This is a genomic window from Pseudomonas sp. S2_E01, assembly GCF_054668365.1.
Window position 1 is genome coordinate 4,767,940 of sequence record NZ_CP162762.1, and the last position, 18,807, is coordinate 4,786,746.

At 59.9% G+C, this 18,807-nt stretch carries 16 protein-coding genes; 7 read left to right on the forward strand and 9 right to left on the reverse strand.

Translation table 11 applies throughout. The features are described 5' to 3' along the window. Nucleotides 1-5 precede the first annotated feature (5 nt). The 4 genes from gatB (at nt 6) to AB4O36_RS22235 (ending at nt 3,400) form a co-directional block, all read left to right on the forward strand. Nucleotides 6-1,451 (forward strand): Asp-tRNA(Asn)/Glu-tRNA(Gln) amidotransferase subunit GatB, encoded by a 1,446-nt coding sequence (gatB, locus tag AB4O36_RS22220; RefSeq protein ID WP_460140281.1) that lies wholly within the window; start codon nt 6-8, stop codon nt 1,449-1,451. Nucleotides 1,452-1,539: 88 nt separating this feature from the next. Beyond that, nucleotides 1,540-1,911, forward strand: coding sequence for a septal ring lytic transglycosylase RlpA family protein (locus AB4O36_RS22225; protein WP_460118141.1), 372 nt, complete (start codon nt 1,540-1,542; stop codon nt 1,909-1,911). A gap of 50 nt (nt 1,912-1,961) precedes the next feature. Next, nucleotides 1,962-3,023: a calcium/sodium antiporter gene (locus tag AB4O36_RS22230; RefSeq protein ID WP_460140282.1), complete on the forward strand. Its 1,062-nt coding sequence runs from the start codon at nt 1,962-1,964 to the stop codon at nt 3,021-3,023. After that, entirely contained in the window at nt 3,020-3,400 is a 381-nt protein-coding gene (locus tag AB4O36_RS22235) for a carboxymuconolactone decarboxylase family protein (RefSeq protein WP_017336520.1), read from the forward strand. The genes AB4O36_RS22230 and AB4O36_RS22235 overlap by 4 nt, the downstream gene beginning before the upstream one ends. Before the next feature lie 119 nt (nt 3,401-3,519). Here the strand turns inward: AB4O36_RS22235 and AB4O36_RS22240 are convergent, their stop codons facing one another. From AB4O36_RS22240 to kdgD, 5 genes are all read right to left on the reverse strand, one after another. Continuing rightward, the gene (locus AB4O36_RS22240; protein WP_460118146.1) at nt 3,520-4,461 is read right to left on the reverse strand and encodes an AEC family transporter; all 942 of its coding nucleotides are present in this window, start codon (nt 4,459-4,461) and stop codon (nt 3,520-3,522) included. A 198-nt stretch (nt 4,462-4,659) separates the two neighbouring features. Further along, the gene (gene garD, locus AB4O36_RS22245; protein WP_460118148.1) at nt 4,660-6,213 is read right to left on the reverse strand and encodes a galactarate dehydratase; all 1,554 of its coding nucleotides are present in this window, start codon (nt 6,211-6,213) and stop codon (nt 4,660-4,662) included. Nucleotides 6,214-6,224: 11 nt separating this feature from the next. Then, on the reverse strand, nt 6,225-7,586 hold the full coding sequence (locus tag AB4O36_RS22250) for an MFS transporter (RefSeq protein WP_460140283.1): 1,362 nt from the start codon (nt 7,584-7,586) through the stop codon (nt 6,225-6,227). Between the two features lie 121 nt (nt 7,587-7,707). Then, entirely contained in the window at nt 7,708-9,153 is a 1,446-nt protein-coding gene (locus AB4O36_RS22255; RefSeq protein ID WP_460118152.1) for an aldehyde dehydrogenase family protein, read from the reverse strand. A gap of 75 nt (nt 9,154-9,228) precedes the next feature. Beyond that, entirely contained in the window at nt 9,229-10,140 is a 912-nt protein-coding gene (gene kdgD / locus AB4O36_RS22260; protein ID WP_460118154.1) for a 5-dehydro-4-deoxyglucarate dehydratase, read from the reverse strand. A gap of 326 nt (nt 10,141-10,466) precedes the next feature. Here kdgD and AB4O36_RS22265 point away from each other — a divergent pair, with 326 nt between their 5' ends. Further along, on the forward strand, nt 10,467-10,844 hold the full coding sequence (locus AB4O36_RS22265; protein WP_460140284.1) for a hypothetical protein: 378 nt from the start codon (nt 10,467-10,469) through the stop codon (nt 10,842-10,844). 54 nt (nt 10,845-10,898) lie between these two features. Here the strand turns inward: AB4O36_RS22265 and AB4O36_RS22270 are convergent, their stop codons facing one another. From AB4O36_RS22270 to AB4O36_RS22285, 4 genes are all read right to left on the reverse strand, one after another. Further along, nucleotides 10,899-11,648, reverse strand: a complete 750-nt coding sequence (locus AB4O36_RS22270; RefSeq protein ID WP_460118158.1) for a FadR/GntR family transcriptional regulator — start codon at nt 11,646-11,648, stop codon at nt 10,899-10,901. A 221-nt stretch (nt 11,649-11,869) separates the two neighbouring features. Continuing rightward, a complete protein-coding gene (locus AB4O36_RS22275; RefSeq protein ID WP_460140285.1) occupies nt 11,870-13,597 on the reverse strand; it encodes an ABC transporter ATP-binding protein/permease in 1,728 nt (575 codons plus the stop codon). 97 nt (nt 13,598-13,694) lie between these two features. Further along, nucleotides 13,695-14,255, reverse strand: a complete 561-nt coding sequence (locus AB4O36_RS22280; protein ID WP_007942792.1) for a response regulator transcription factor — start codon at nt 14,253-14,255, stop codon at nt 13,695-13,697. Continuing rightward, complete coding sequence (locus tag AB4O36_RS22285) at nt 14,248-15,510, reverse strand: ATP-binding protein (protein ID WP_460140286.1); 1,263 nt, start codon at nt 15,508-15,510, stop codon at nt 14,248-14,250. Before AB4O36_RS22285 ends, AB4O36_RS22280 begins: the two co-directional genes overlap by 8 nt. A 248-nt stretch (nt 15,511-15,758) precedes the next feature. On the opposite strand from AB4O36_RS22285, the gene AB4O36_RS22290 reads away from it, so the two are divergent. Together AB4O36_RS22290 and AB4O36_RS22295 are read left to right on the forward strand one after the other, a co-directional pair. Then, nucleotides 15,759-16,475, forward strand: a complete 717-nt coding sequence (locus AB4O36_RS22290) for an SIMPL domain-containing protein (RefSeq protein WP_460118165.1) — start codon at nt 15,759-15,761, stop codon at nt 16,473-16,475. Nucleotides 16,476-16,900: 425 nt separating this feature from the next. Beyond that, nucleotides 16,901-18,526: an ABC transporter substrate-binding protein gene (locus tag AB4O36_RS22295; protein WP_460140287.1), complete on the forward strand. Its 1,626-nt coding sequence runs from the start codon at nt 16,901-16,903 to the stop codon at nt 18,524-18,526. Nucleotides 18,527-18,807: the final 281 nt, after the last annotated feature.

An 18,807-nucleotide genomic window follows, 5' to 3' on the forward strand; every position in this document is an offset into this window, starting at 1 on the left:
CACACATGCAATGGGAAGTCGTGATCGGGCTGGAGATTCATACTCAGCTCACCACCCGGTCGAAAATCTTTTCCGGTAGTTCCACCACCTTCGGTTCCGAACCGAACACCCAGGCCAGCCTGGTTGACCTCGGTATGCCTGGCGTCCTGCCGGTGCTGAACCAGGAAGCGGTGCGCATGGCGGTGATGTTCGGCCTGGCCATCGATGCCGAGATCGGACAGCACAACGTGTTCGCCCGTAAAAACTATTTCTACCCCGACCTGCCCAAGGGCTATCAGATCAGCCAGATGGAATTGCCGATCGTCGGCAAGGGCCACCTGGACATCGCCTTGGAAGACGGCACGGTCAAGCGCGTCGGCATCACTCGTGCGCACCTGGAAGAAGACGCCGGCAAGAGCCTGCACGAAGAGTTCAACGGTGCCAGTGGCATCGACCTGAACCGTGCTGGCACGCCGCTGCTGGAAATCGTTTCCGAGCCGGACATGCGCAGCGCCAAGGAGGCCGTGGCTTACGTCAAAGCGATCCACGCGCTGGTACGTTACCTGGGCATCTGCGACGGCAACATGGCCGAAGGTTCGCTGCGTTGCGACTGCAACGTGTCGATCCGTCCAAAAGGCCAGGTCGAGTTTGGCACCCGCTGCGAGATCAAGAACGTCAACTCGTTCCGCTTCATCGAGAAGGCGATCAACAGCGAAATCCAGCGCCAGATCGAGCTGATCGAGGACGGTGGCAAGGTCATCCAGCAGACCCGCCTGTACGACCCGAACAAGGACGAAACCCGTCCGATGCGTAGCAAGGAGGAAGCCAACGACTACCGTTACTTCCCGGATCCGGACCTGCTGCCGGTGGTTATCGAGGACTCGTTCCTCAATGACGTACGCGCCACCCTGCCGGAATTGCCGCCACAGAAACGCGAGCGTTTCCAGGAGCAATTCGGCCTCTCGGTCTACGACGCGAGCGTGTTGGCGACCAGCCGCGAGCAAGCCGATTACTTCGAGAAAGTCGCGAGCATCGGCGGCGACGCCAAGCTGGCGGCCAACTGGGTCATGGTCGAGCTGGGCAGCCTGTTGAACAAGCAAGGCGTGGACATCGACGAGTCGCCGGTGTCGGCCGAGCATTTGGGCGGCATGCTGCTGCGCATCAAGGACAACACCATTTCCGGCAAGATCGCCAAAGTGGTGTTCGAGGCGATGGCCGCCGGTGAAGGCAGCGCGGACGAAATCATCGACAAGCGCGGTCTCAAGCAGGTGACCGACAGCGGCGCTATCTCGGCGGTGCTGGACGAAATGCTGGCGGCCAATGCAGAACAGGTCGAGCAATACCGTGCGGCAGATGAAGCCAAACGCGGCAAAATGTTCGGCTTCTTCGTCGGCCAGGCCATGAAAGCCTCCAAAGGCAAGGCCAACCCGCAACAGGTCAACGAACTGCTGAAAAGCAAGCTCGAGGGCTGATGAGAATGGAGCCAGTACCCAAGCCTGGCTCAAATCCCTGTGGGAGCGGCGGTGCGCCGCTCCCACATTTACAACTGGGAAACCGTTTATGAAGCGTCTCCTCGGCACCTGCGCCCTGCTCTCGCTCCTGGCCGGTTGCGCCAGCACCGACACCGTCGACCCGCACGGCTACGACCAGACGGGCGTCGCCTCCTATTACGGTGCCAAACACCAGGGCAAGCGCACCGCCAGTGGTGAGCGCTTCGACAAGAATTCCCTGACCGCCGCCCATCGCCAGTTGCCATTCGGCACCCGGGTGAAGGTCACCAACCTTTCAAACGACAGATCCTGCGTCGTACGCATCAATGATCGCGGGCCACATACCCGTGGACGCCTGATCGACTTGTCTCACGAAGCCGCCGAGCAACTGGGCATGATCCGTAGCGGCACCGCGCGGGTTCGTGTGCAAGCCCTCGACTGACCCAGGGAGCCGCGACCATTTTCGGACTTGCCGACCTTCCCCTGCTCAGCGTGCTGGAACTGCTCAGCGGCCTGGTGCTGCTGATCATCGGCGCAGAGCTGATGGTGCGCGCCGCCGTCCGCGTCGCCGCCCGCCTGCATGTACGGCCATTGATCATCGGCCTGACCATCGTCGCCCTCGGCAGCAGTGCCCCGCAAATGGCGGTCAGCCTGCAAGCCACCCTGGCGCAGAACGTCGACATCGCGGTCAGCAGCGTGATCGGTAGCAGCATCTTCAACATCCTCGTCACCCTCGGGTTATCGGCGCTGATCATCCCGCTGCGGGTGTCCCGCCAACTGGTGCGCCTGGACATTCCGTTGATGATTGGCGCCAGCCTGCTGGTGTTCCTGTTGGCGTGGAACGAAGAACTGACGCGCACCGATGGCGTCTTCCTGCTGACGGCGCTGGCATTGTATCTGGGCTTGCTGCTGCGCCAGTCGCAGCATTCGGCACGCCCGCAATCGACGCCACATGAAGGCCCCGAGGCCTCCTGGCTGAGTAGCCTGCTGATGATCGTCGGCGGCCTCGCCCTGCTGGTGTATGCCGGCCATCTGCTACTGGGAGCCGCCGTATCGGTGGCCACCGACCTCGGGCTGTCGGAGCGAATCATCGGTCTCACCGTTGTCGCGGTGAGCACCTCCCTGCCTGAACTGGCAACCTCCTTGATTGCCGCCCTGCGCGGACAGCGCGACATTGCCGTGGGTAACGTGATCGGCAGCAACCTGTTCAACCTGCTGGGCGTGCTGGGTGTGACGGCGCTGATTGCACCCACGCCGCTGTCAGTGTCACCCAACGCGCTGGATTTCGACTTGCCGGTGATGCTTGGCGTCGCGGCACTATGCCTGCCGGTGTTCTATTCCGGTTATCGGGTGACCCGCGCCGAAGGCCTGGTGTTTCTGGGTTTGTACCTGGTTTATGGCCTGCACGTGGTGTCGTTCACCACCGGTATGCCGCTGGCCGGCAAGCTTGAGCGCCTGATGCTGTTTTTCGTTTTGCCAGCACTGGTGGCGTTTCTACTGTTCACGTCGCTGCGCGCCTGGCGCCGCCAACATCACAAAAAGGAGTTGCCATGACCGATCACAAAAAGCCCGGTGTTGAAGTGCGCCGACAGGTGATGGGCGATGCGTTCGTCGACCGCGCCCTGGGCAATGCCACCGAGTTCACCCAGCCGCTGCAGGATTTCGTCAACGAGCATGCCTGGGGCAGCGTATGGAACCGCGAAGGTCTGCCGCTGAAAACCCGCAGCCTGATCACCCTTGCGGCACTGACCGCGCTGAAGTGCCCGCAGGAACTGAAAGGCCACGTGCGCGGTGCGCTGAACAACGGTTGCACCGTGGAAGAGATTCGCGAGGCGCTGCTGCATTGTGCGGTGTATGCGGGTGTGCCGGCGGCGATCGACGCGTTTCGGGCGGCGCAGGAAGTGATCGACAGTTATCAGAAGCCTGAGTGACAGGTCTGGCCCCTTCGCGGGCAAGCCCGCTCCTACAGGGGGGTCATGTTGTTCATAAATCCTCTGTAGGAGCGAGCTTGCTCGCGATGGGGCCCTAAAGAACGCCGAAAATGCCGGACCTAGATCCACCCACCCCACTGCAACAGAAAGATCCCGATATTGGTGGTCACCGCCGCCATCAGGGTGGTGATCACAATGATCGCCGCCGCCAGTTCATGGTTGCCATTGGCCTGGCGGGCCATGACAAAACTGGCCGCCGCCGTCGGGCTGCCGAAGTACAGGAACAGAATCCCCAGCTCGGCCCCGCGAAAGCCCCAGAGCCACGCGCCCAGCGTCGCCAGCACCGGCAGGCCGACCATTTTCACCAGACTCGAACTCAACGCCAACGAACCACTCTTGCGCATCGCCGCCAGTGACAACGTGCCACCGATGCAGATCAGCGCCAGGGGTAAGGTGGTTTGCGCCAGGTACTGGCCCGAGGTCTCCAACCAGCCCGGCAGGGGGATCTTGAAGTAGGCGAACGGCGCGGCGGCAATCACGCTGATGATCAGCGGATTGTTCATCACGCTTTTGCAGATGCTCCACGGATCGGACTTGATCACCGGGCTGTAGACCGCCAGCACGATGGTCGACAGGGTGTTGTAGAACAGGATCACCAGCGCCGCGAGGATTGCCCCCAGGGAAATCCCGTAGTCGCCGTACATGCTTGCCGCCAGTGCAAGCCCGATCACCCCGTTGTTGCCGCGAAAGGCGCCCTGGGTGTAGATCCCGCGATCCTCCTTCGGGCACTTGAAAATCGCCCAGCCCCAAGCGACCGCGAAGCTCACCAGCGTGGCAATGGCGAAATAGATCAGCAGCGCCGGTTGCAACGCGGCGTGCAGGTCGGCATGCAGGATCCCCAGGAACAGCAACGCCGGCATGGTGACGTTGAACACCAGCGCCGACGCGGTGTGAATGAAGTTGTCATTGATCCAGTTGACGCGCTTGAGCAGTACTCCCAGAAACAGCATGGCAAACACCGGAGCGGTGATGTTCAGGGTTTCGAGGAAAATTGCCAGCATGCCGGGGAGGACCTGTGAGGTGGGTGTCGTTAGGGGGCTAATGATAAGCCACTAATGACACCGGCGTCTGGGAGAAAGTCTTCGCGAGCAAGTCGGATCGCCGCACCGCCGCTCCCACAGAGATTTGCAGCAATCACAAAACCTGTAGGAGCGGCGGTGCAGCGATCCGACTTGCCCGCGATGAACGATAACGCGGTCTCAGGTAATCGGCGCCGGATTGAACAGCGTAATGTCGTTATGCAGCTTGTGCTGCTCCGACCATGTCTGCTTCTTGCCGCTGGCCACGTCCAGGTAGTAATGGAACAACTCCCAGCCGAGGTCTTCGATGGAAGCACGACCGGTGGCAATCCGCCCGGCATCGATGTCGATCAGGTCCGGCCAGCGCTGAGCCAGTTCGGTTCGGGTCGAAACCTTCACCACGGGCGCCATCGCCAGGCCGTACGGTGTACCACGACCGGTGGTGAACACGTGCAGATTCATCCCCGCCGCCAACTGCAAAGTCCCGCAGACAAAATCGCTGGCCGGGGTCGCGCAAAAGATCAGGCCTTTGCTCTTGAAGCGTTCACCAGGGCCAAGCACGCCGTTGATCGCGCTGCTGCCGGACTTGACGATGGAGCCCAGGGACTTCTCGACGATGTTCGACAACCCGCCTTTCTTGTTGCCCGGCGTGGTGTTGGCGCTGCGGTCCGCTTCACCCTTGGCCAGGTAACGGTCGTACCAGTCCATTTCGCGCACCAGTTCCTGGGCGACTTCCTCGGTTTCGGCTCGGGACGTCAGCAGGTAGATGGCATCGCGCACTTCGGTGACTTCGGAAAACATCACCGTCGCACCGGCGCGCAGCAGCAAGTCAGAGGCGTAACCCAGCGCCGGGTTGGCGGTGATGCCGGAAAACGCATCGCTGCCACCGCATTGCATGCCCAGGATCAGCTCGGACGCCGGCACGGTTTCCCGGCGACGTTGATCGAGCTTCTTCAGGCGAACCTCGGCCAGCGCCATGATCTGTTCGATCATTTCGGTAAAACCGTGGCTGGAATCCTGCAAGCGATACAGCCACTCATCGCTCAAGTCCACCGAACGGTCGTTCTCGTGCATCACCTGCCCTGCCTGCAATTTCTCGCAGCCCAGGCTGATCACCAGGGCTTCGCCACCCAGGTTCGGGTTGCGTGCCAGGTTGCGCACGGTACGGATCGGGATGTACGCGTCCGTCGCGGTGATCGCCACACCACAGCCGTAGCTGTGGGTCAGGGCCACCACGTCATCGACGTGTGGGTACTTGGGCAGCAATTCGTCCTTGATGCGCTTGACCGCATGGTCCAGCACCCCGGTCACACATTGCACGGTGGTGGTAATGCCCAGGATGTTGCGCGTGCCGACGGTGCCGTCGGCATTGCGGTAACCCTCGAAGGTATAACCTTCCAGCGGTGCTTGCGCGGCCGGCACTTCGGTGGACAGCGGCAAGCTGTCCAGCGGTGGCGCGGTCGGCATGCGCAGTTGATCTTCCTTGACCCAGCTGCCGCGTGGAATCGGCTGTAAGGCGTAGCCAATGGTCTGGCCGTAACGAATCACCTGACCACCCTCTGGGATGTCTTCCAGGGTGACCTTGTGGCTCTGTGGCACGAAGTCCACGGTCACCAGGCCATCGGCAAACTCGGTGCCAGCCGGAACGCCCTGATCGTTGACCACGATCACTACGTTGTCGCGCTCGTGCAGGCGGATGTAGCGCGGCGAGTCGGAATGTTCAATCAACTGCATAACGCCGCTCCTCAGGATTGCGCTTCAGACAATTTGTTGTTGGTTTCAGGACCTGCGACCGGTGGTTCCTTGAGCACAACGCGCTTGATCGGACCCACGATAACCAGGTAGCTGAACACCGCAACCAGTGCGTTGCAACCGACAAATACCAACGCCCACTTGAACGAACCGGTGGAGCTGATGATGTAGCCGATAACAATCGGCGTGGTGATCGACGCGAGGTTACCAAAGGTGTTGAAGAGGCCACCGCTCAGACCGGCGATCTGCTTCGGCGAGGTGTCGGACACCACAGCCCAGCCCAACGCGCCTACGCCTTTGCCGAAGAATGCCAGGGCCATGAAGCCAACGACCATCCATTCCACTTCCACGTAGTTGCACGCCACGATGCTGCTGGAGACCAGCAGGCCGGCAATGATTGGCGCCTTGCGGGCGAAGGTCAGCGAGTGGCCCTTGCGCAGCAGGTAGTCGGAAATCACCCCGCCCAGTACACCACCGATGAACCCGCAGATGGCCGGCAACGAAGCGATGAAACCCGCCTTGAGGATGGTCATGCCGCGTTCCTGTACCAGGTACACCGGGAACCAGGTCAGGAAGAAGTAGGTGATGCCGTTGATGCAGTATTGGCCCAGGTAGACGCCGAGCATCATGCGGTTGGTCAGCAACTGACGGATGTAATCCCACTTCGGACCGTCGGCCTTCTTGCCCTTCTGGTCCATGTCGACCATGCCGCCGTTTTCGGAGATGTGCTTGAACTCGGCCTCGTTGATTTTCGGGTGTTCACGCGGGCTGTAGATCACTTTCAGCCAGACCAGCGAGAAGATGATGCCCAGGATACCCATGACGATGAACACGTGCTCCCAACCGAAGGAGTACACGATCCAGCCCATCAGCGGTGCGAACAGCACGGTGGCAAAGTATTGCGCCGAGTTGAAGATCGCCGAGGCCGTGCCGCGTTCAGCGGTGGGGAACCACGCCGCCACGATGCGAGCGTTGCCCGGGAAGGATGGCGCTTCGGCCAGACCTACCAGGAAGCGCAGCATGAACAGTGCAACCACCGCCGTGGACATGCCGAACTCACCGACAAAGCCTTGCAGCACGGTGAACAGCGACCAGGTGAAGATGCTCAATGCGTAGATTTTTTTCGAACCAAAACGGTCCAGCAACCAGCCGCCGGGGATTTGCCCGGCCACGTAGGCCCAACCGAAAGCAGAGAAGATGTAACCGAGGGTGACCGCGTCAATGCCGAGGTCTTTTTGCAGGCTGGAGCCGGCGATTGCGATAGTCGCCCGGTCGGCGTAGTTGATCGTGGTCACCAGGAACAGCATGAGCAGGATCAAATAGCGGACGTGAGTCGGCTTTTGGGTGGCTTGCATGTAGATGTACTCCCACTGATTATTTTTATGCGGGTAATAACGATGTAGTTGTGCCTGTAGGAGCGAGCTTGCTCGCTCCTACAGGGATTGCGGTATCCATGACAATACCGCGGGTATTGCCTTACGAACCGATGTAGCTGGTTTTCACCACGGTGTAGAACTCTTGCGCGTAGCGACCCTGCTCGCGCGAACCGTAGGACGAGCCTTTGCGCCCGCCGAACGGCACGTGGTAATCCACGCCGGCGGTTGGCAGGTTGACCATCACCATCCCGGCCTGGGAGTGGCGCTTGAAGTGGTTGGCGTACTTCAGGGACGTGGTGGCGATGCCTGCCGACAGACCGAACTCGGTGTCGTTGGACATGGCCAGCGCGGCCTCGTAGTCAGCTACGCGAACGATGTTCGCGACCGGGCCGAAGATCTCTTCACGGCTGATGCGCATCGACGCTTCGCTGTCGGCGAACAGTGTTGGTGCCAGGAAGTAACCTTCGGTGTCGCAGGTCACCAGGCCGCCGCCGCTCACCAGGCGAGCGCCTTCGGATTGGCCGATGTCGATGTACTTCATGTCCTGTTCAAGCTGGGCTTGCGAAACCACCGGACCAATGTCGGTGCCGGCTTTCAACGCGTGACCGACCTTGATCGACTTCATGCGCTCGGCCATGGCCTCGACGAACTTGTCGTGGATACCGGCGGTGACGATCAGGCGGCTCGAAGCGGTGCAACGCTGGCCGGTGGAGTAGAACGCGCTCTGGACCGACAGCTCGACCGCTTGTTTCAGGTCGGCGTCGTCGAGAATGATCTGCGGGTTCTTGCCGCCCATTTCCAGTTGGACCTTGGCCTGGCGAGAGACGCAGCTGACGGCGATCTGACGACCCACACCCACGGAACCGGTGAAGCTGATACCGTCGATTTTAGGGCTGTTGACCAGCGCATCACCCACGACCCGACCACTGCCCATCACCAGGTTGAACACGCCGGCCGGGAAGCCTGCGCGGGAGATGATTTCGGCCAGGGCCCAGGCGCAACCGGGTACCAGGTCGGCCGGCTTGAGCACGACGCAGTTGCCATAGGCCAGGGCCGGGGCGATCTTCCACGACGGGATGGCAATCGGGAAGTTCCACGGGGTGATCAGGCCGACCACGCCAAGGGCTTCACGGGTGACTTCAACGTTGACACCTGGACGCACCGACGGCACGTAGTCGCCCGACAGGCGCAGGCATTCACCGGCGAAGAACTTGAAGATATTACCGGCGCGAGTCACTTCGCCGATGGCTTCCGGCAGGGTCTTGCCCTCTTCCCGGGCCAGCAGGGTGCCGAGCTCTTCGCGACGGGCAAGGATTTCGGTACCGACTTTGTCCAAGGAATCGTGACGGGCCTGGATACCGGAAGTAGACCATGCCGGGAAAGCGGCACGGGCGGCGTCGATGGCGGCGTTGACCTGGGCCAGGTCAGCCTTGGCGTAGTCGCCAATAGTGTCGGTCAGCTCTGACGGGTTGATGTTGGCCGAATAGTCGGCACCGGCAACCCATTCGCCGTTGATGTAGTTGTCGTAACGTTTTGCTGTTGTCACGGGACTGCCCTCGAAACAAAGAGATCTCACGCAAAAGGCCGCTGATCACTCAGCGGCCTTGTTCAATCGGGTGTATTACTGCGCACCTTGCTTGTCGATCAGCGCGGCGAGCATTTCGTACTCTTCGCCGGTCAGGTCGGTCAATGGCGCACGCACAGGACCTGCGTCATAGCCGGCAATTTTTGCCCCGGCCTTGACGATGCTCACCGCGTAACCCGATTTACGGTTACGGATGTCCAGGTATGGCAGGAAGAAGTCGTCGATGATCTTGCCAACGGTGGCGTGATCTTCACGAGCAATGGCGTGGTAGAAGTCCATCGCGGTTTTCGGGATGAAGTTGAACACTGCCGAGGAGTAGACCGGTACGCCCAGTGCCTTGTAGGCAGCGGCGTAGACTTCGGCGGTCGGCAGACCACCCAGGTAGCTGAAGCGATCGCCGAGGCGACGACGGATCGACACCATCAGTTCGATGTCACCCAGGCCGTCCTTGTAACCGATCAGGTTCGGGCAGCGCTCGGCCAGACGTTCCAGCAACGGGGCGGTCAGGCGGCAAACGTTGCGGTTGTAGACCACGACGCCGATGTTGACCGATTTGCACACGGCTTCGACGTGGTCGGCAACGCCGTCCTGGCTGGCTTCAGTCAGGTAGTGCGGCAGCAGCAACAGGCCCTTGGCGCCCAGACGCTCGGCTTCTTGTGCGTATTCGATGGCTTGACGAGTCGAACCGCCCACGCCGGCCAGAATTGGCACGCTGGTCGCGCAAGTGTCGACGGCAGTCTTGATGATTTCGGAATATTCGCTGGCCGCCAGGGAGAAGAACTCACCGGTGCCGCCTGCGGCGAACAGGGCCGAGGCGCCGTATGGGGCCAGCCATTCCAGACGCTTGATGTAGCCAGCGCGGTTGAAATCGCCCTGGGCATTGAAATCGGTAACCGGGAAAGACAACAGACCGGAAGAGAGGATGGACTTCAGTTCTTGTGGATTCATTATTCGAACACCCTGGGTATCAACGTTTTTGTGTGAGGAAATCGTTCAGCCTGCGCCGAAGTTGTAGGTCATCGTACAACTTAAAAAACAACCGTCAACTGCATTTCATCGTCAGGCGTGAAATTTCTGCCACAAATAGGGTCATCAGAAATTAATTGCACCACACTGAAGCCTTGTCTGCCGTGTCTTAGAGCCTTTGGATGCGACGGGAAAGGCCCTGCGAAATTTTGTGAAAAACATCGTGAACGGCGCACCGACAGGTCGTCACGTAGAGTCATCCGACGTCACGAACGGATCGTGACGACTTAGAGATGGAGTACTCGACGATGTGTTTTCCTTCACCGCTGCTGCCTCAGTTCCCCGCCGACCCTCGGGACAAGACCGTCACCGTCACACTGTCGAACCTGGCAGATGGGCTGATTGTGCGAATACCCGACCCACACGATATTCCGCCGAACTGGGAGGTGTACCCAATCCTCGGTGCGAACCCCGATGAGCCGCAATGGCGCGGTGAGGAACAGCCAGCAGGCGTCTGGGACGAGAAAACGGACGAGATGGTGGAACTGACGGGAATAGAACTGGAGATCCCCAGGACCGACCTGGAGCCGTATCTCGGTTCAGAGGTCGCACTGCGTTACAAGTTTCTCGATGAGTCGAGCCTTGAGCTGTCCTCGGAAGCCTTGCTGATACGTATCGAGCCCTGAGATTAGGGCTGCAAGACAAATCGTTCCCGGTGCGCCCGGGAACGATCCTGCGGGTCAGCCCCGCTGCGCTTCCGCTTCTTCGTGGGCATGACGCAACCGCTCACGGCTGTTGGTCAGGTGCAAGCGCATCGCCGCCCGCGCTGCATCGGAGTCCTGGCGCGCAATCGCATCGTAGATTTCTTCGTGCTCACGGCTCAACCGGTTCATGTAGTGCTGCTGGTCATCGTGAGCCAAGCGCGCCGAGTTGAGGCGTGTACGCGGGATGATGCTGGCACCCAGGTGGGTCATGATATCGGTGAAATAGCGGTTGCCGGTCGACAGCGCGATTTGCAGGTGGAACTGGAAGTCCGAGGCCACCGCATCGCTGGCATGGGCCGCACTTTCGTTCAACGCATCCAGTGCCGCCCTCATCAGCGCCAACTGTTCAGGATTGCGCCGTTGTGCGGCGAGGCCTGCCGACTCCACTTCCAGGCTGATCCGCAGCTCAAGAATCGCCAGCACGTCGCGCAACGTCACCACCGTCGCCGGGTCAATACGAAAGCCACTCGGGCTTGGGGTATCGAGCACGAAGGTGCCGATGCCGTGACGGGTTTCCACCTGCCCGGCGGCCTGTAAGCGGGAAATCGCTTCACGCACCACCGTGCGGCTGACACCATGGGCATCCATGATCGCCGACTCGGTAGGCAATTTGTCACCCCGCTTGAGGTGACCATCGCGGATCTGCTCGGACAGCACCGTCACCAATTCCTGTGCGAGGCTGCGGCGCTTGCGAGGGAGGCGTGGAGCTTCGATCGGGTTTTCCATGGTGAACGTCTGTCTCGAAAGTTCGGCTGAAACTGCATCATAGCGCAACGCGGTTGTACGATCACCCTGCGCCCGTTTTCATATCTGATCCACGCCCCCTGTCCCCCTGTAGGAGCGAGCTTGCTCGCGATGGACTCAAGACCACCCTGGGTGTCAGATGCCCAGCGTTATCGTTAACGACCAATCGCGAGCAAGCTCGCTCCTACAGGGGGGCGGTGGGCTCAGGCGGTTGCGGTCTGATCCACCAAATGGCCATTATCGATTCGAACATGCCGCGGATGGAAGTGTTTCAAGCTGCTGCGATGCCCGACGCTGACGATGCTCAAGCCCGGAATCTCATCGATCAATGCCTGATACAACGAGGCCTCATCCTCTTCATCCATCGCCGATGTCGCTTCATCCATGTACAACCATTGCGGCGCGTACAACAGCGCACGAGCGAACGCCAGGCGTTGCTGCTCGCCGGGCGAGAGCATGCGTTGCCAGTGATTGGCTTCATCCAGACGGGCAACCAGATGTGGCAAGCGGCAGGTTTCCAGCACGCGGGCATAGCGCTCTTGCGGGTAAACGTCACTTGCCTGTGGGTAACTCAGGGCGTCACGCAAGGTGCCAATTGGCAGATAGGGTTTTTGCGGCAGGAACAGATAACGCGCCGCTGGCAGGCGAATAGAGCCATGGCCAGCCGGCCACAAATGCCCCATCGCTCGCAACAACGTCGACTTGCCGCTGCCGGAACGACCGCTGAGCATGACCCGCTCGCCCTGCTCCACGGTCATGTCGGCACTGGTCAGCAGATGGCGGCCGTCAGCGAGGTCAAGACCCAGGTTTTGCACTTCAAGCGCAGAGCCCGAATTGTGCACGTCAATGGCCGGCACACGCTGTTCGTTGTCGGTCATGGCCTGATGGAAACTGAGCAGGCGATCACAGGTAGCCCGCCAGGAGGCGAGGCTTTGGTACGCGCTGATGAACCAGCTGAAACTCTCCTGCACATTGCCGAATGCCGAACTGATCTGCATCAGCTCACCCAGCTCGATCTTGCCGGCAAAGTAGCGCGGGGCGGCGACCATGAACGGGAAAATAATGGCGGCCTGGCTGTAACCGGCGGTGAAGAACGTCAGGCGCTTGGACACTTTCATGATGTCCCAGAAGTTGTGCCAGACCATCCCGAACCGGTTGCTCAAGCGGCGGTTTTCATTCGGTTCGCCGTTGTACAACGCAATGCTCTCGGCGTTCTCGCGAATGCGCACCATGGAGAAACGCAGGTCGGCCTCGAAACGTTGTTGCTGGTTGTTCAAGCCAATCAGGCGACGGCCGATCAGGTGCGTCAGCCAACTGCCCACGACGGCATAGACCAGCACGCACCAGAACATGTAGCCGGGAATGGTCACACCCAACACTTCGATACTGCCCGATACGCCCCACAGGATGATCGAGAACGACACCAGGCTGACAATGTTGCGCAGCAAGCCAATGCCCAGCTCCAGGGTATTGGAGGTGAAATTATTGAGGTCTTCGGAGATCCGCTGATCGGGGTTATCGGTGTAACCGCCCTGCTCCAGCTGGTAGTAGTTCTTGCTGCCCAGCCAGCGAGCAAAATGCTGCTCGGTCAGCCAGGCCCGCCAGCGGATGGTCAGCATCTGGGTCAGGTAAAGCCGATAGACGGCGCCGACAATCGCCACCGCTGCGATCCCGCAGAAATACAGGATGAGGCGCCAGAACGCCGCCTCATCCTTCTGTTGCAGGGCGTTGTAGAAATCCTTGTACCAGGTGTTGAACCATACCGAGATGCCCACGCTCAGCAGCGACAAGGCAATCACTGCAATCAGCAGCGTCCAGGCCCTGGCCTTTTCTTCACTGCGCCAGTAGGGCGTGATCATCGCCCATACTTTGCGAAAAAACTGCCCGCGCACAGCATCATTGACCGCGGAATATTCAGCGTTCTGACTCATGAAAAAGGCTCGATAGAAAAAAGAACACGCACGAACCGATCATAGATGATCGGTTCGTTTTGTCGCGAGATGTGTCAGTGCTTTGTTCAGCGCAGGTTCAGCGGCGAACCGGGCGCTTCTGCAATTTACGCTGCAAGGTGCGGCGATGCATGCCCAGGGCGCGGGCAGTGGCGGAGATGTTGCCTTCGTGCTCGGTCAGCACGCGCTGGATGTGCTCCCATTGCAGGCGATCCACGGACATCGGGTTCTCCGGCACCAGGGTGTCGAGGTCGGCGTGCTCGGAGAGCAGCGCGGCCAGCACGTCGTCGGCATCCGCCGGTTTGCACAGGTAGTTGCAAGCGCCCCGCTTGATCGCTTCTACCGCGGTGGCGATGCTCGAATAACCGGTGAGAATCACCACGCGCATTTCAGGGTCGAGTTCCAGCAGTTTGGGCAACAGCACCAAGCCCGAGTCGCCGTCCATCTTCAGGTCCAGCGCCGCGTAATCCGGGAGGTCGGCCTGAGCAATGGTCAGGCCCTCTTCGGCAGAACCTGCCGTGGAGACGCGAAAACCACGGCGAGCCATGGCACGGGCCATCACTCGGGTGAACGTGGCGTCGTCGTCCACCAGCAACAAATGCGGCAGCTCTTCGCCTTCGACTTGGATCTCGTCACTCATGCTCTTCTCCTCGGGCAACACGGGGCAGGCGCAGCTCGGTGAGCGTGCCACCTTCCTCATGACTGTAGAGTTTCACTGAGCCGCCGGCGCGTGTCACGCTGGCCTTGCTCAAAAACAGGCCCAGGCCGAAGCCTTTGCCCTTGGTGGTAAAAAACGGTTTGCCGATCTGCTCGGCGATGGCCAGCGGCACACCGGCGCCGTGATCACGGATGCTGATGGTCAGGTCTTCGTCATTCCAGTCCAGCGTCACTTGCAGGCCTTCGGGACAGGCATCGGCGGCATTGTTAAGCAGATTCAGCAGTGCCTGGGTCAGGTCAGGCGGCGGCGCCAGGCGTGGGACGACCCCTTGGCCCAGTCGCTGGAAACGGTAGCTGGCTTCGGGACGCATCAAGTGCCAACGGTTCAACGCCTCATCCAGCCAGTCGGTGACGTACTGCATCTCCACGGCGAGACGGCGATTGGCCTCGGCGGCGCGCACCAGTTGCTGCAACGTCTGCTTGCACAGCATGACCTGATCCTGCAGCACGCCCAGGTCTTCCTGCAGCATCGGGTCATGATGGTCGCGGCGCATCTCTTTGAGCAGCACGCTCATGGTCGCCAACGGCGTGCCCAGTTCATGGGCGGCACCCGCGGCCTGGGTCGCTACGGCGAGCAATTGCTGGTCACGCAGGCCTTCTTCGCGGCGAATGGCGCGCAGTTCTTCCTGACGTCGCAACTCTTCGGCCATGCGTGCGGCGAAAAAAGTGATAACGGCGGCGGCCAGGGCGAAGCTCAGCCACATGCCGTAGACCTGAAGATTTTCCCGGGCAATCGGGAAGGTTTGCAGCGGATAGAAACGCGCCAGCAACAGGGTGTACATCGCCAGCGCGATGCCCGACAGAATCAGCGAATAGCGCCATGGCAGCGTCACGGCAGCGATGGTGAGTGGCACCAGGTAATAGGAAACGAAGGGGTTGGTCGAGCCACCGGAGAAATACAACAGGGCGCTGTGTATAAACAGATCACAGGCCAGCTGCACGGCGTATTCGAGTTCGGTGACCGGCCAGGTGGTGCGCAGGCGAATCGCGGTGAAGGCACACAGCAACAGGGAACAACCGAGGGTGGCGGCCAGTTGAAACCAGGGCAGTGGCAACAGCTCCAGCCAGTAGGCCAATCCTACGGAACCGGCTTGGGCAACGAGCACCAGGATGCGGATGAACGTCAGCCGCCAGAGGTTCTGGCGAGTGGCGGAAGTGATCTGAAAAGGGGCGAGCATGAGCTCTCCTGATGAGCGCTCCAGGGCAATCGCACGGAGTATAACCAACCGCAGGGGCTGACAGGCAAAAGTGCGGCAAACGGCCACATGTCGACGGCTGCAAGTTTCAAGCGGCAAGCTGCAAGCTGAATGCACCCCGCAAACTTGCAGCTTGCAGCTTGCAGCTTGAAACTTGCGGCTGTGCAACCCAGTCTTATGGTTTCACGCAGGACCCGACTCACCCCCTGCGCATCATCCAAGGAGCTTTCATGCACACATTGCGCCGCAGCGTCGCCCTTCTTGCCCTCAGTGCTGGCACCGTCGCCAGCCTCCCGGCCCTGGCTGCCGACGAACTCCATTACAACCAGATTTCCCTGCGCGCCGAAGTCAGCCAGGAAGTGGCTCGCGACCTGATGATCGTGACCCTCTACACCGAAGAACAGAACACGGACCCGGCCAAGCTCGCCGCGGGCGTCAGTACCACCATGAACAAGGCGCTGGCCCAGGCCAAGCAGGTCAAGGACATCACCCTGCGCCAGGGCAGCCGCAACAGCTATCCGATCTACGATGCCAAGGGCCAGAAAATCACTGGCTGGCGTGAGCGTGCCGAACTGCGCCTGGAAAGCACCGACTTCGCCGCGCTGTCGCAGCTGACCGGCGAGCTGTTGACCGACCTGAAGATGGGCGGCATGGATTTCGCCATCGCCACGCCAACCCGCAAGGCCAGCGAAGATGAGCTGCTCAAGGAAGCCGTAACGGCCTTCAAGGCTCGCGCCCAATTGGCAACCGATGCGCTGGGGGGCAAGGGCTACAAAATCGTCAACCTGAACTTCAACAGCAACGGTTTCCCGCAACCTTATATGCGCGCGCCGATGATGATGAAGGCCGCAAGCATGGACAGCGAATCAGTGACCCCGCAAGTCGAAGCCGGCACCAGCCAGGTCAGCATGACGGCCGATGGTTCGATCGAAGTCCAGATGCCGTGATTGGCTAATTTGAAAAAAGGCGATCGTATTGATCGCCTTTTTTGTGAGTAAAACCCCGAAAAGCGACATCAGTTGCACCTGGTACAACTAAACGCTCGCGATTGGTTTCAGTGCCACAAGACCCGATGCCAGTGAAGTGCACAAGGATGGGGTTTAAATCGGTAACACCTATGCCCTGATCGCGGGCAACCGGGCAACTGCCAGGCACCAAAACAGGGCGCGAGATACACGCTGAAACTGTCACGCAAACGTTAAAATGCATCAAAATTATACAAATGCGACATTAAGGTACGTTCGTGCCACCGTTTAAGGCTTGTACACTCATGGGATCTTGCAATGGGTACAGCCCCTGCATAAGTATCCGCAGGCACGACTCACAAGGTCGTCCTCAAAATCAAAAAATGACAACAAATCATGAGGCCACCATGCTCAAACACGCGGTCATTCCGTTTTTAGTCGGCGCCAGTCTGCTGGCTAGCGCGCCCTTCGCTCAAGCTGCGACTAACCTGGTGTTCTGCTCCGAGGGGAGCCCGGCCGGTTTCGATCCAGGTCAATACACCACCGGAACCGACTTCGACGCCTCTGCAGAGACCATGTTCAACCGTCTGACTCAGTTCGAGCGTGGCGGCACCGCCGTTATTCCTGGTTTGGCGACCAGCTGGGACGTCTCCGATGACGGCCTGACCTACACTTTCCACCTGCGCGAAGGCGTCAAGTTCCACACCACGCCGTACTTCAAGCCCACTCGTGAGTTCAACGCCGACGACGTACTGTTCACCTTCAATCGCATGATTAACAAGGATGACCCGTTCCGTAAGGCGTACCCGACCGAATTCCCGTACTTCACCGACATGGGGATGGATACCAACATCACCAAGATCGATAAAGTCGACGATCACACGGTCAAATTCACCCTCAAGGACGTTGATGCCGCGTTCATCCAGAACATGGCCATGAGCTTCGCCTCCGTGCAGTCCGCCGAGTACGCTGCCCAACTGCTCAAGGAAGGCAAAGCTGCCGACATCAACCAGAAACCGGTCGGTACTGGCCCGTTCGTGTTCAAGAGCTACCAGAAAGACTCCAACATCCGCTACACCGGGAACAAGGACTACTGGAAGCCTGAAGACGTGAAGATCGACAACCTGATCTTCGCCATCACCACCGACCCGTCGGTGCGTATCCAGAAGCTGAAGAAGAACGAGTGCCAGGTCACCCTGTTCCCGCGTCCAGCCGACTTGAAGGCACTGAAAGAAGACAATACGCTGAAGATGCCTGAACAGGCCGGCTTCAACCTTGGCTACATCGCCTACAACGTGATGCCCAAGATCAAGGGCGACGACAAGCCGAACCCGATGGCCGAGCTGAAAGTGCGCCAGGCCATGGACATGGCGGTGAACAAGCAGCAGATCATCGACTCCGTCTACCAGGGTGCTGGCCAACTGGCAGTCAACGCCATGCCGCCTACCCAATGGTCCTACGACACCACTATCAAGGATGCCAAGTACGATCCTGAGAAAGCCAAAGCGCTGCTCAAGGAAGCGGGCGTCAAGGAAGGTACCGAGATCGTCCTGTGGGCCATGCCGGTACAGCGTCCGTATAACCCGAACGCCAAGCTGATGGCTGAAATGCTGCAGTCCGACTGGGCCAAGATCGGCCTGAAGGTCAAGATCCAGAGCTACGAGTGGGGCGAGTACATCAAGCGCTCCAAAGGTGGTGAAAACGGCGCGATGCTGATTGGCTGGAGCGGTGATAACGGTGACCCGGACAACTGGCTCAACGTGCTGTTCGGTTGCGACTCGCTGGAAGGCAACAACTTCTCCAAGTGGTGCGACAAGAAGTTTGACGACATCGTCAAGCAAGCCAAGCGCACTTCGGACCAGGCCAAGCGCACCGAACTGTACAAGCAGGCGCAACACGTCCTCAAGGACGCTGTTCCAATGACACCAATCGCTCACTCGACGGTGTTCCAACCCATGCGCGCCAACGTGCAGGACTTCAAGATCAGCCCATTTGGCTTGAATTCCTTCTACGGCGTCAGCGTCAGCAAATAAGACCGGGCGGCGGCGACGCTTATAACGTCGCCGCCGTTTTGTCTGCCGATAGACTGGGAAATTACCTACATCCAATTCCGCTGAGTATTACGGCAGCGGTGCCTGGTGCGTTGAACTTTCCCACAAGCTTTTAGGACTTTTCGCATTTACTGACAGACCTTCGGCTCTTACCGTCGGTATCTGAACAATGTATGTGCAGGCTATCGGCTGACTGCTGCTCGTCATGGTTTGAAATCAAAAAGGCTGCCATGCCCCCGGACGGGGCTGCAGTTCATTGAACA